The following is a 13485-nucleotide window of genomic DNA, read 5'->3' as shown; positions in this document are numbered from 1 at the left end:
CTTCCCTTCGGTGTTTCCGACTCTATCAGATCGTTTTCCGATCCGATTTCCTCGGTGCTTTCCAGGTTCTCGCTTTCGCGTTTCCCTTTCCGGCGATCCAAACTCTACCAGGGTTTTTCCGGCCCTCTGAACCATCCGTTTTCGCAGACATGCGAAAGACGATCCAGGGATAGGATCTGAAGAGTTTGGGTGCTGCCACCGGAGGCGCACTTTCGTGCCGCCTCCTCTTGGGCAGGACGACGACAATACACAAGTCTCGGCGGCAGCGCAAACCCCCACTGTTGGTGGTCTAGACCACTACCTGGTAGCTTCTCCGCAGAACTGCGACTACAACTGGCATACGCTGCTGCTCAGTGCGCTGTCCGGGACAGGCGGTGACGGCGCGTATGCACCCCCACTCCTAATGGGAGGCCACCCATGACCACCGTGACGTCCCCGCTCGCCGGACGCGCCATCGGACTGACCGACGTGCCAGATCCGGTCTTCGCCGGGGCCATGGTCGGCCCGGGCACCGCCATCGACCCCGTGCGCGAGCCCTCCGAGGCTGTCTCGCCCGTTGACGGCGTCATCGTCTCCCTTCACCCGCACGCGTTCGTCGTGGTGGACGACGAGGGGCACGGTGTGCTCGTCCACCTCGGTATCGACACCGTCCAGCTGAACGGCGAGGGCTTCGAGCTCCTCGTGAACAAGGGGGACAGGGTGAAGGGCGGCCAGAGCGTCGTGCGCTGGAACCCCGCCTCCGTGGAGGCCGCCGGCAAGTCGCCGATCTGCCCGGTCGTGGCACTGGAGGCGACGGCCGAGTCCCTCTCCGAGGTGGTCGAGAGCGGCCAGGTGCAGCCGGGCGACAGCCTCTTCTCCTGGTCCTGACCACATCTGCCGTCTGACGGCGTACACGTAAACCAACTCGGCGGCGGGGGCCGCCGTACTAAGCGGAGACGGTGAGATGGAGACAACGCTGCGGGGCGTCGGTGTCAGCCACGGTGTGGCGATCGGCGAGGTCAGGCACATGGGTACGGCGGTGCTGGAGCCGCCGGCCAAGCAGATCGCGGCCGAGGAGGCGGAGCGCGAGCAGGCTCGCGCGCGCCAGGCCGTGGACGCGGTGGCGGCCGACCTGGTGGCACGCGGCAATCTGGCCGGGGGCGAGGCCCAGGCCGTGCTCGAGGCTCAGTCCCTCATGGCACAGGACCCCGAGCTGATGGCGGACGTGGACCGGCGGATCACCGGCGGCAGCACGGCCGAGCGCTCGGTGTACGACGCGTTCGCCGCGTACCGCGAGCTGCTGGCCGCCGCCGGGGAGTATCTGGCCGGGCGGGTGGCCGACCTCGACGACGTGCGCAACCGGATCGTGGCGCGGCTCCTGGGTGTGCCGATGCCGGGTGTGCCGGACAGCGACGAGCCCTATGTGCTCGTGGCCCGGGATCTGGCTCCGGCGGACACGGCGCTGCTCGACCCGGCGCTGGTGCTCGGTTTCGTGACCGAGGAGGGCGGGCCGACCAGCCACAGCGCGATCCTGGCCAGGGCGCTCGGTGTGCCGGCCGTGGTGGCGCTGCCGGGCGCGGGCGACCTGGCCGAGGGCGCGCTGGTCGCGGTGGACGGCAGCACGGGTGATGTGTTCGTGAACCCGGGCGAGGAGACGAAGACGCGGCTGAAGGCCGCCGCGGCCGCGCGCGTGGCCGCGCTGTCCTCCGTCAGTGGCCCGGGTGCCACGGCCGACGGGCACAAGGTGCCGCTGCTCGCGAACGTCGGCGGTCCGGCGGACGTGCCGGCGGCCGTGGAGGCCGGGGCCGAGGGTGTGGGTCTGTTCCGCACCGAGTTCCTGTTCCTGGACGACAGCAAGAACGCGCCGACCGAGAAGAAGCAGGTCGAGGCGTACCGCCAGGTCCTCGAGGCGTTCCCCGAGGGTCGTGTCGTCGTGCGCGTGCTGGACGCGGGTGCGGACAAGCCGTTGGACTTCCTCACCCCCGCCGACGAGCCGAACCCGGCCCTGGGTGTGCGGGGTCTGCGGACGCTCCTCGACCACCCCGAGATCCTGCGCACGCAGCTGACCGCGCTGGCGAAGGCCGCCGAGGGGCTGCCGGTGCGGCTCGAGGTCATGGCGCCGATGGTGGCGGACCGGGCGGACGCCAAGGCGTTCGCGGACGCCTGCCGTGAGGCGGGGCTGAACGCGAAGTACGGCGCGATGGTGGAGATCCCCTCGGCCGCGCTGCGGGCGCGCTCGATCCTCGCGGAGGTCGAGTTCCTGTCGCTGGGCACGAACGACCTCGCGCAGTACACGTTCGCCGCCGACCGTCAGGTGGGCGCGGTGTCGCGGCTCCAGGACCCGTGGCAGCCCGCGCTGCTCGACCTGGTCGCGCTGTCCGCGGAGGCGGCGAAGGCCGAGGGCAAGAGCTGCGGTGTGTGCGGTGAGGCCGCGTCCGATCCGCTGCTGGCGTGTGTGCTGACGGGTCTGGGTGTCACCTCCCTCTCGATGGGTGCGGCGTCCATTCCTTATGTGCGCGCGACGCTGGCGCAGTACACGCTGGAGCAGTGCGAGCGTGCCGCGGCCGCCGCGCGTGCGACGGACAGCGCCGACGAGGCGCGTGCCGCGGCGCAGGCCGTGCTGTCCGGCGAGTAGTACGGACCGGTTCTCCGGCGCAGGGGCGTCCCGCCTTCGGGTGGGGCGCCCCTCGGTGTTTCCCGGACAGGTTCCTCAGTGCCGGTGGTCGGGGCCTTCCTCTCCGAGGTCGGGGGCCGCGCAGTAGTCGACGCCGGATTCGGGGGCGACGAGGTCGCCGGATTCGGCGTCGGTGCAGTAGGCGTCGAAGACCTCGGCGGCGGTGAGGGGTTCGAGTGCGCCCGCGCGGATGCGCCAGCCGTGGACGCGGTCGGGGCGGTCGGGGGCGGTGGTGCGCATGACGAGGCCGCCGGGGCTGCGGGTGGCGAGGCCGAGGGCGAGGACGCTGGTGAATTCGATGGCCTCGGCCTGGTCGGGTTCGGCGGGGTCGGTGCCCTGCTGGTCGGCGTGGAGCACGGCGATCAGGGTTTCGGGTGGGCCGGAGACGCTGCACACGAGGTGCTGGTCACCGGGTGGTGCGGCTTCGAGGACGCGGGCGAGGAGTGCGGCGGCGCGGATGAAGGCGGCGCGGCCGATGTCCTCGCCGCAGGTGGGGCAGGGTCCCAGCCGGGTGAGCAGGGTGGTGGCGTACTCCCAGGTGGCCTGGCGGACCGCCGCGTCGACGAGGGCGGGCAGGAGGGTGGTGAGGGGCTGGCCCTCGTAGGCGAGGGTGGGGCCGAGGGCCGCGAGTTCGGCGGTGAAGCGGCCCCGGCTGGCCGGGGCTCCGGGATCGAGGCCGTTGGTTGTGCAGTACTCGGCGTACTCCTCGGGGTCGAAGAGGGCGAGTGTGGTGTGGCTGCCTTGTGCGGTGCGGGACTTGAGGACGGCCTCCAGGTTCTGGAGGTAGGACGGGTGGTCGTCGAAGGGGAAGGTGGCGTAGCGCCGCATGGTGTGGAAGTCGTGGGCGTCGGTGAGCAGGCCGACGGTGCCGGCGATCTCGCGGTGCAGGGCGCGGCGCTGGGTCCGCTGGTCGGTGTGTGTCATGTGGTGCCCCCGTGATGCTCGGTCGATCAATGCTCACTCACCGTAGCCGGGGGCACTGACAATGGGGGCCGACCAGCGGATTCGTGCAGGTCAGGGGCGCTTGCGGGCCAGTTCCTCGTAGAAGTGGAGGAGGGTGAGGTCGTCGATGGAGCCGGGGTTGACGGCCTTGTCGAGGGGGGTTCCCTGGAGGAGGCGTTTGACGGGGACCTCGATGCGCTTGCCGGTGAGGGTGTGCGGGACGCCGGGGACTTCGATGATCTCGTCGGGGACGTGTCGGGGCGAGAGCTGCTCGCGGACGGCCTTCTTGATCCGGTCGCGGAGGGAGTCGTCCAGGACGGTGTCGGGGGCGAGGTGGACGAAGAGGGGCATCCAGTAGCCGCCGTCGGGCTGTTCGACGCCGATGACCAGGGATTCCTTGATCTCGGGGAGGCGCTCGACCACTTCGTAGATGTCGGCGGAGCCCATGCGGACGCCCTGGCGGTTGAGGGTGGAGTCCGAGCGGCCGTGGATGATCACCGAGCCGCGTGAGGTGAGGGTGATCCAGTCGCCGTGGCGCCAGACGCCGGGGTAGGTCTCGAAGTAGCTCTCGCGGTAGCGACTGCCGTCGGGGTCGTTCCAGAAGCGGATCGGCATGGAGGGCATCGGGTTGGTGACGACCAGTTCGCCGACCTCGTCCACCAGGGGCTCGCCGTTCGGGTCCCAGGACTGGAGGTCGGTGCCGAGGCCGGGGGCCTGGAGTTCGCCGGTGTACACGGGGAGGGTGGGGACGGCTCCGGCGAAGCAGGAGCAGACGTCGGTGCCGCCGCTGACGGAGGCGATCCAGAGGTCGTCGCGGACCTCGTCGTGCAGCCAGCGGAAGCCGTCGGGGGGCAGGGGCGAGCCGGTGGTGGCGACGCACTGGACCGTGGAGAGGTCGAAGTCGCGGGCGGGGTGCACGCCGGCCTTGCGGCAGGCCATGACATAGGCGGCGGAGGTGCCGTAGAGCGTGGTGCGGGTGCGTTCGGCGACGCGCCACTGGGCGCCGGTGTCGGGGTGGCCGGGGCTGCCGTCGTACAGGACGATCGTCGTGCCCGTGAGCAGGCCGGAGACGAGGAAGTTCCACATCATCCAGCCGGTCGAGGTGTACCAGAAGAAACGGTCCTCGGGGCCGAGGTCGCAGTGCAGGCCGAGCTGCTTGAGGTGCTCGACGAGGATGCCGCCCTGGGACTGGACGATGGCCTTGGGCAGGCCGGTGGTGCCGGAGGAGTAGAGCACCCACAGGGGGTGGTCGAAGGGGACCTGTTCGAAGACGGGCTCGGTGTCGTCGGCGGTCAGTGACGACCAGTCGAGGGCGCCCTCGGGGGTGTCGGTGCCGAGGAGCGGGATGTGGACGACGGCGCGCAGGGTGGGCAGTTCGCGGCGGAGTTCGGCGACGGTGTCGCGGCGGTCGTGCTCCTTGCCGCCGTAGCGGTAGCCGTCGACGGTGAACAGGACGACGGGTTCGACCTGCTGGAAGCGGTCGAGGACGCTGCGGGCGCCGAAGTCGGGGGCGCAGGAGGTCCACACGGCGCCGACGGCGGCGGTGGCGAGCAGGGCGACGACGGCCTCGGGGATGTTGGGGAGGTAGCCGCTGACGCGGTCGCCGGGGCGTACGCCGAGGTCGCGGAGGTGAGCCGCGAGGGAGCCGACCTGGCGGCGCAGCTCGGACCAGGTGACGGGGCGCGGTTCGTGGGTCTCGTCCACGCAGAGCAGGGCCGCGTCGTCCGGGCGGTCGGCGGCGGCGCGCAGGGCGTGTTCGGCGTAGTTGAGGGTGGCGCCGGGGAACCACTGGGCGCCGGGCATGGAGCGGTCGCCGAGCACGCGCGCGTAGGGCGTGCCGAAGCGGACGTCGAACCATTCGGTGACGGCCCGCCAGAAGGACTCGGGTTCGGTGACGGACCACTGGTGCAGCGCGAAGTAGCCGCCGTCGGCGGGGGCGCCGTGGTGGTCGGCGGCCCAGGTCTGGAACCGGGTGATGCGGGCCCGTTCGATCCGTTCGGGATCGGGCTGCCAGAGCGGCTGGGGGTTCGCGGTGGACATGGGGCGGCTCCCGGGCTGTACGCGTCGTTGCGTCTCCTGCGTCCGCGCCGAGGTGTGTGCGGGACGGCTGACAGGGACGATGCCATGTGATCGACTTCTGCACCAGGGCACTCCCCACACAGTCCGGGCCGCGTCCATGTGGTCCGGGCCTGGGTGAACGGCAGTTGAACGGCCCGCGTGGGTGGGGCGCTCGGTGACAGGGTGAGCAGCATGGACGGTCGTGACCTGGTGCGTTCGATGAGTGAGGTCGGTTCTGGGCGGGCGGCCCGGGCGGTGCGGACGTGGCGGGCCGCCTGGCGCAGGCGGCGTGCCGACGCCGTGGGGCTGCCGCCGCGCGGGGCGGAGCGGGCGCGGGTGCCGGGGCAGCTGCGGGAGGCGGTGCCGGAGCCGGGCGGCGGGGTGCTGCGGTTCGAACGCTCGGAGCTGCGGATCGTGGTGACGGCGGGCGGGGCGGTCTTCTGTGGCTGGGACGGGGCCGGGCCCGAGCCGTCGTACGCGCTGGCCGGGGGCTGTCCCGAGGCCGATCCCCGGGTGGTCCTCGAGCCGGACAAGGACGGCGGCTGGCGGGTGGTGGCCGAGCGGGCGACGGTGGTGGTCTCGCGGCACGGGGCGGTGGAGGTGTGCACGCCGGGCGGGGTGGTGCTGCGGCGGGAGCTGCCGCCGCGCTGGTGGGAGCCGGTGGACGGGGGCGTGGCGCGGTGGACGCTGCGGTCGGAGGTGGCGGCGGACGCGCGGTTCTTCGGGCTCGGCGGCCGGGCGTCGGGGCCGCGGCTGGGGGACGGCGCGCACCGGCTGTGGAACTCCGGTCCCGGGCAGGGGGGCGAGCCGCGTACGGCCATGCCGGTGCAGCTGGTGGTGGCGGACGCGGGGGCGCATCTGGTGTTCCACGACACGACGTGGGACGGCACGGTGATCCTGCGGGAGGGCGCGGAGGGTGCCGGGTCGGGGCACGACCGGGCGGGGCGCTGCGAGGTGCGGATGGACGGGGGTCCGCTGCGCTGCTGGGTCGTGGTGGGCACTCCCGCGCGCGTGCTGGGTACGTGGACGTCGCTGACGGGTGCGGCCGCGCTGCCGCCCGCATGGGCGCTGGGGCACCATCATGTGCCGGGCCGGCTGGGCGGTGAGGAGGAGCTGCGGCGGCTCGTCGCGGGGTACCGGGAGCGGGAACTGCCGCTGGACGCGGTGCAGCTGGGGGCCGGGCGGTACGAGGGCCGCGACGGGTTCGGCGTGGACGAGGAGCGGTTTCCGAAGCTCGCGGGGGTGGCGGAGGAGCTGGGCCGGGACGGGGTGCGGCTGGTGTCGGAGACCGGTCCGGCGGTGCGGGCGGTGCCGGGTGGGGCGGTGTTCGAGGCGGGGCGCGTGATGGACGCGTTCGTGCGGGACGGCTCGGGGCGGCCGGTGCGGGGGGAGACGTGGTGCGGGGAGTCGGTCTTCCCGGACTTCACGCACGCGCGCGTACGCGCGTGGTGGGGCGGTCTGCAGCGGGAGCGGCGGGAGCAGGGGTTCGCGGGTGTCTGGCACACCATGGACGCGCCGACGGTGCTGAGCGCCTTCGGTGAGCCGACGTTGCCGCGCTCGGCACGGCACGCGCTGGAGGGGCGCGGTGGTGATCACCGGGAGGCGCACAACGTGTACGGCCTCTCCATGGCGCGTGCCGCGTACGAGGGGCTGCGTGAACTGGCGCCCGGGGAGCGGCCCTTCGTGGTGTCCGGGGCGGGCTGGGCCGGTGCGCAGCGCTACGGCGGTGTGTCGGCGGGGAGGGCCGTCGCGGACTGGCCCGGGCTGCGGGCGTCGTTGTCGGAGGTGCTGGGGCTCGGGCTGTGCGGGGTGCCGTACGCGGGGGTCGACGTGGACGGGGGTGACGGGGGCATGCCGCCGGAGCTGTATCTGCGGTGGCTGCAACTGGGCGCGTATCTGCCGCTGTTCCGTACGCGCGCGCGTGGGCGTGCCGGGGCCGGGGAGCCGTGGGAGTTCGGTCCGGCGGTGCTGGAGCACGTGCGCGGGGCGCTGGTGGAGCGGCGGCGGCTGTCGCCGTACTTCGTGACGCTGGCGCAGTTGGCGCGGCGGACCGGGGCGCCGTACGCGCGGCCGGTGTGGTGGGGGTCGCCGGGGGACCGGGCGCTGCGGGACTGCGAGGACGCGTTCCTGCTCGGCGACGCGCTTCTGGTGGCGCCGGTGCTGGCTCCGGGGGCGGACCGGCGGGCGGTGCGGCTGCCGCGCGGGCGCTGGTACGACACGGCGACGGAGCGGGTGTACGAGGGACCGGCGCAGGTCCTGGTGGACGCGCCGCTGTCGCGGATACCGGTGCTCGCGCGCGCGGGTGCGGTGGTGCCGGTGCGGGGCGCGGACGGGGGGACGGAGCTGGAGGTGTGGGCGCCCGCCGAGGGGCGGACGGGCGGCGGTCTCGTGGTGCGGGACGCGGGTGACGGGTGGGAGGAGCCCGCGATCGAGCGGTACGCGGTGCGCCGTCTGGGTGGGGAGGTGGTCGTCACGCTGGAGGGGGAGGACGGCTCGGCGGAACCGTCCTGCCCGGTGCGGGTACGGGGGCTGGGGTGAGCTGGACACGGGGCCTGGGATGAGCCGCGCGGGTCAGATGTAGCGGCCCTCGAACCAGGCCCGTGCGGCGAGGGTGTGCAGCGGGAAGGCGAGTTCGTCGGGGGTGCGCAGCAGGTGCCAGCCCTCGGTCTCGTCCGTCGCGGCGGAGGCGGGGAGTTCTTCGGCGGGGCGTTCCGGCAGAAGGCCGAAGAGGAGGAGGTGGCCGTCGGGTGAGCTCATGGCGTCCATGAGCCGCACGTCGCGGGCCTCCGTCTCGATGCCGGTCTCCTCCTTGAGCTCGCGGACGAGGGCGTGCTTCCAGTCCTCGCGGTCGTCGACGTAGCCGCCGGGCAGGGCGATGCCGCCGCGCTGGGGGCCGACGGTGCGGGTGATGACGACCAGGGCGGTGCCCTGGGTGTCGTAGACGGGCTGGAGCGCGACGGCCACGGGCAGCGGGTTGCGGTAGGCGACGGTGCCGCAGGCCGGGCAGGTGCGCGGCCAGCCGGTGATGCTCTCCCCGTAGGGGGCTCCGCAGCTCGAACAGTGCGAGCCGGGCGCGGAGTTGACAGGTGAGTGCTGAGTTTCGGACACGCGCGGACTGTATCCGATCAGGGGTGGCGCGTCCTCTGTCGTCGGGGGTTCATGGTGGGCGCGTGGAGCGCGGTCAGCCGGTGACGGTGCGGCGGCGTTCGGCGGCCCGGTCCATGGCGTGCCGTACGACCCCGATGAGGACCTCCTTGACCGACTCCCGGTCGCGGGCGTCGCACAACAGCAGCGGCACATGGGGGTCGAGGTCGAGGGCCTGGCGGACCGTCTCCGCCGGGTAACGGTCGGCGCCCTCGAAGCAGTTGACGGCGACGACGAAGGGAATCGCGCGCCGCTCGAAGTAGTCGACGGCGGCGAAGCAGTCCTCCAGGCGGCGGGTGTCGGCGAGGACGACCGCGCCGAGCGCGCCCTCGGACAGCTCGTCCCACATGAACCAGAACCGCTCCTGCCCCGGCGTGCCGAACAGGTAGAGCACGAGATCGGCCCGCAGGGTGATGCGGCCGAAGTCCATGGCGACCGTGGTGGTGTGCTTGCCCTCGATCCCGCTGAGGTCGTCCACGGGACGCCCCGCCTCGGTGAGGAGTTCCTCGGTGCGCAGCGGGCGTATCTCGCTGACCGCGCCGACCAGGGTGGTCTTGCCGACGCCGAAGCCGCCCGCCACCAGGATCTTGAGCGTGACGGGCTCGACCGGGGGCTTGGCGCGTTCAGGTCGTCGGAAGACCATCGGTCTCTTCTCCTGCTCGGTGGTGGTCGGGGGACGGCGGGCCGTAGCCGCCGCCCCCGGGGGTTTCGATGACGAGGACGTCGCCGGGGCCGACCTCGGCCGAGCCGCTGCCGCCCAGGTCGGTCACGGTGCCGTCGGCGTGCTCCACCCGGTTGGCGCCGAGCGCGCCGGGGGCTCCGCCCGCCATGCCGTAGGGCGGGACGCGGCGGTGCTGGGAGAGCGTGGAGACGGTCATGGGCTCCAGGAAGCGGATACGGCGCACCACGCCGTCCCCGCCGCGCTCCCGGCCCGCGCCGCCGCTCCCCCGCCGTACGGCGAACTCCTCCAGGCGGACCGGGAGGCGCCATTCCAGGATCTCGGGGTCGGTGAGCCGCGAATTGGTCATGTGGGTCTGTACGGCGTCGGCGCCCGGGTGGCCGGGTCCGGCGCCGGAGCCCGAGGCGATCGTCTCGTAGTACTGGTGGCGCTCGTTGCCGAAGGTGACGTTGTTCATGGTGCCCGAGCCCTCGGCCTGGACGCCGAGCGCGGCGTAGAGGGCGCCGGTGACGGCCTGGGAGGTCTCGACGTTCCCGGCGACGACGGCCGCGGGCGGCTCGGGCGCGAGCATCGAGCCGGGCGGTACGACGATGTCCAGGGGGCGCAGACAGCCGTCGTTGAGCGGGATGTCGTCCGCCACCAGGGTGCGGAAGACGTAGAGGACGGCGGCGTGCACGACCGAGGTGGGGGCGTTGAAGTTGGTGCCGAGCTGGGGTGAGGTGCCGGTGAAGTCGATGGTGGCGCGGCGCCCGGCGCGGTCCACGCGCACGCGCACGCGGATGACCGCGCCCGAGTCGGTCTCGTAGGCGTACGCGCCGTCGTCCAGGGCGTCGATGACGCGGCGGACGGCTTCCTCGGCGTTGTCCTGGACGTGCCGCATGTACGCCTGGACGACGCCGAGGCCGAACTCCTCGATCATGCGGCGGACTTCGTCGACGCCCTTCTGGTTGGCGGCGATCTGGGCGCGCAGGTCGGCGAGGTTGGTGCGGACGTTGCGGCTGGGGTGGGGCGCCTCGGTGAGCAGGCGGCGGGTCTCCTCCTCGCGCAGGCGGCCGTTCTCGGTGAGGGGCCAGCTGTCGAAGAGGACGCCCTCCTCGTCGATGGTGCGGCTGTGGGCGGGCATGGAGCCGGGGGCGATGCCGCCGATCTCGGCGTGGTGGCCGCGTGAGGCGACGTAGAAGAGGACGGTGGGCTCACCCTGCGTGGCGGTCGCGCCGTCCGTGCCGAAGACCGGGGTGATCACGGTGACGTCGGGGAGGTGGGTGCCGCCGTGGTACGGGTCGTTGACGGCGTAGGTGTCGCCCGGGCGCATGGCGGGGCCCCGGCGGCGGACGACCTCCTTGACGGCGGTGCCCATGGAGCCCAGGTGGACGGGGATGTGGGGGGCGTTGGCCACCAGGTTTCCGTCCGGGTCGAACAGGGCGCAGGAGAAGTCCAGGCGTTCCTTGATGTTGACGGACTGGGCGGTGGATTCGAGTCGGGCGCCCATCTGTTCCGCGATCGACATGAAGAGGTTGTTGAAGACCTCCAGCAGAACCGGATCGACTTCCGTGTCCGGCCGGGAACTCTGTGTGACGGCCGTCCGTTCTATGACCAGATGTCCGTCGTCGTTCGCCGCGGCCCGCCAGCCGTCGTCGACCACGGTGGTGGACCCGGCCTCGGTGATGACCGCCGGGCCGGCGACGGTCTCGCCGGGAGGAAGGGCCTCGCGGCGGTGCAGGGGTACGTCGCGCCAGGTGCCGCCGGTGTGGAGGCGGGCGGTGGCGGGTGCGGCGGGGTGGCCTTCGTAGGGAGCGAGGGCGGAGAGATCGGGGGGCGGGGTGAGGCCGGTGGCTTCGACGGAGAGGGATTCGACGACGACGGGGCGGTCCAGGGTGAAGGAGTACGTGGCGCGATGACGTTCCTCGAAGGCGTGCCGCATCGTGTCGGGGTCGGTCAGCTCGACGGTCAGGGCGGTGTCGGTGCCGTCGTAGCGCAGCTGGGCGCGGCGGACGGTCTCGACGCGGTCGTCGGGGACGTGCTCGGCGCGCAGTTCGGCGCGGGCGGCGTTCTCCAACTCATCGGCGGTTCGGTGGACTTCGGGCATCGCGTCGTCCGTCAGGGGTGTCTCGACGGACTGTTCGCGCATGGCCGTGGTGTCGGCCAGGCCGATGCCGAGCGCGGAGAGGAGGCCCGCCATGGGCGGCACGAGGACGGTGCGGATACCGAGGGCGTCCGCGACCCGGCAGGCGTGCTGGCCGCCCGCCCCGCCGAAGGTGGTCAGCGCGTAGCGGGTGACGTCGTGGCCCTGCTGGACGGAGATCCGCTTGACGGCGTTGGCGATGTTCGCGACGGCGATCCGCAGATAGCCCTCGGCCACGTCCTCCGGGGTGCGGTCGTCGCCGGTGCGCTCGCGGATCTCGACGGCGAGTTCGGTGAAGCGGTCGCGGACGAGGTCCGCGTCCAGGGGCTGGTCGCCGCCCTGGCCGAAGACGGCCGGGAAGTGGGCGGGCTGGATGCGGCCGAGCATGACGTTGGCGTCGGTGACGGTGAGGGGGCCGCCCGCGCGGTAGGAGGCGGGGCCGGGTTCGGCGCCGGCCGAGTCGGGGCCGACGCGGTAGCGGGAGCCGTCGAAGTGCAGCACGGAGCCGCCGCCCGCCGCCACGGTGTGGATGTCGAGCATGGGGGCGCGCAGCCGGACGCCCGCGATCCGGGTGGTGAGGACGCGTTCGTACTCCCCCGCGTAGTGCGAGACGTCGGTGGAGGTGCCTCCCATGTCGAAGCCGATGACGCGGTCGAACCCGGCGAGGCGCGACATCCGCGCCATGCCGACGATGCCGCCGGCCGGCCCGGACAGGATCGCGTCCTTGCCCCGGAACCGGCCCGCCTCGGTGAGACCGCCGTTGGACTGCATGAACATCAGCCGTACGTCGCGCAGTTCGTCCGCGACACGGCGGACGTAGCGGTGCAGCACGGGCGAGAGGTAGGCGTCGACCACGGCGGTGTCGCCGCGCGGGACGAGCTTCATGAGCGGGCTGACCTCGCTGGACAGCGAGATCTGCGGGAAGCCGATCCGCTCGGCGAGTTCACCGACTGCCTGCTCGTGGCCGGGGTGCAGATGGCTGTGGAGGCAGACGACGGCGACCGCGCGGATGCCGTCGTCGTGGGCGCGGCGCAGCTCCCGTTCCAACGCGTCCAGGTCGGGTGCGCGCAGCACCGTGCCGTCGGCGGCGATCCGCTCGTCCACCTCCAGTACGCGCGCGTAGAGCTGCTCGGGCAGTTCGATGCGGCGGGCGAAGATGCGGGGGCGGTCCTGGTAGGCGATGCGCAGGGCGTCGCCGAAGCCGCGCGTGATCACCAGGAGGGTGCGTTCGCCCTTGCGTTCCAGCAGGGCGTTGGTGGCCACGGTGGTGCCCATGCGCACGGAGTCGACGGGCTCCGTGGAGTCGCCGAGGAGCTCGCGGACCCCGGCGACGGCCGCGTCGGCGTACCGCGCCGGGTTGTCCGAGAGCAGTTTGCGGGTGAGCAGGGTGCCGTCGGGGCGGCGCGCCACGATGTCGGTGAAGGTGCCGCCCCGGTCGATCCAGAACTGCCAGCCTGCCATGTCACCACCCCGCTTCCGCGCCGGTCACAGTGCCCGGAGGGCGTCGATCACGTCGCGCAGGATACCTTCGTCCGGCAGTTCCGCCGGGGGTACCGGACGCGTCACATGGACGAATCGCGCGTGCACGAGGTCGCCGATGAACACGCGGACCACGCCGACGGGCAGGTCGAGCCCGGCGGCGAGTTCGGCGACCGACTGCGGGGTGTCGCGGCAGAGTCCGACGATCTCCACGTGTTCGGGGGCCAGTTCCGGGTCCGTCTCCGGGTCGGCCGCGTCGAGTTCCGTCGCGACGACCGCGATCAGGTCGAGGAACTCCTCGGTGCCGCTCGTGGTGCGGCCGCGTGTCATGGCGTACGGACGGACGACGGGACCGGCCTCGTCGTCGAACCAGTGACGGCTCCCCTGGCCCTTACGGCTCATGTTCCG

The 13485-nt window shown here is 72.7% G+C and carries 9 protein-coding genes; 3 read left to right on the top strand and 6 right to left on the bottom strand.

Going from position 1 to position 13485, the window contains the following annotated elements; genetic code table 11:
* Positions 1-417: 417 nt before the first annotated feature.
* Positions 418-867 (top strand): PTS glucose transporter subunit IIA, encoded by a 450-nt coding sequence (locus tag AB0E91_RS18435; protein WP_361782422.1) that lies wholly within the window; start codon positions 418-420, stop codon positions 865-867.
* 76 nt (positions 868-943) lie between these two features.
* Complete coding sequence (gene ptsP, locus AB0E91_RS18430; protein ID WP_361782419.1) at positions 944-2614, top strand: phosphoenolpyruvate--protein phosphotransferase; 1671 nt, start codon at positions 944-946, stop codon at positions 2612-2614.
* A 75-nt stretch (positions 2615-2689) separates the two neighbouring features.
* On the opposite strand, the gene AB0E91_RS18425 is transcribed toward ptsP, so the two are convergent.
* Positions 2690-3577, bottom strand: coding sequence for a hypothetical protein (locus AB0E91_RS18425; protein ID WP_361782416.1), 888 nt, complete (start codon positions 3575-3577; stop codon positions 2690-2692).
* 90 nt (positions 3578-3667) lie between these two features.
* Positions 3668-5635 (bottom strand): acetoacetate--CoA ligase, encoded by a 1968-nt coding sequence (locus AB0E91_RS18420; RefSeq protein WP_361782413.1) that lies wholly within the window; start codon positions 5633-5635, stop codon positions 3668-3670.
* A 210-nt stretch (positions 5636-5845) separates the two neighbouring features.
* Between AB0E91_RS18420 and AB0E91_RS18415 the strand changes: the two genes are divergently transcribed.
* Positions 5846-8191, top strand: a complete 2346-nt coding sequence (locus AB0E91_RS18415) for a glycoside hydrolase family 31 protein (RefSeq protein WP_361782410.1) — start codon at positions 5846-5848, stop codon at positions 8189-8191.
* Positions 8192-8224: 33 nt separating this feature from the next.
* On the opposite strand, the gene AB0E91_RS18410 is transcribed toward AB0E91_RS18415, so the two are convergent.
* The 4 genes from AB0E91_RS18410 to AB0E91_RS18395 all read right to left on the bottom strand — a co-directional run bounded on the left by AB0E91_RS18410 (position 8225) and on the right by AB0E91_RS18395 (position 13479).
* Entirely contained in the window at positions 8225-8761 is a 537-nt protein-coding gene (locus AB0E91_RS18410; protein ID WP_361782407.1) for an NUDIX domain-containing protein, read from the bottom strand.
* Positions 8762-8834: 73 nt separating this feature from the next.
* Entirely contained in the window at positions 8835-9440 is a 606-nt protein-coding gene (locus AB0E91_RS18405; protein ID WP_361116813.1) for an ATP/GTP-binding protein, read from the bottom strand.
* Entirely contained in the window at positions 9421-13059 is a 3639-nt protein-coding gene (locus AB0E91_RS18400; RefSeq protein WP_361782404.1) for a hydantoinase B/oxoprolinase family protein, read from the bottom strand. Before AB0E91_RS18400 ends, AB0E91_RS18405 begins: the two co-directional genes overlap by 20 nt.
* 24 nt (positions 13060-13083) lie before the next feature.
* Positions 13084-13479: a DUF742 domain-containing protein gene (locus tag AB0E91_RS18395; RefSeq protein WP_361782401.1), complete on the bottom strand. Its 396-nt coding sequence runs from the start codon at positions 13477-13479 to the stop codon at positions 13084-13086.
* Positions 13480-13485 lie beyond the last annotated feature (6 nt).

Source organism: Streptomyces sp. NPDC026659 (genome assembly GCF_040638245.1).
GTDB lineage: Bacteria > Actinomycetota > Actinomycetes > Streptomycetales > Streptomycetaceae > Streptomyces.
Note: the sequence above shows the minus strand (reverse complement) of the source record. Positions and strands in the feature narration are given on the sequence as shown.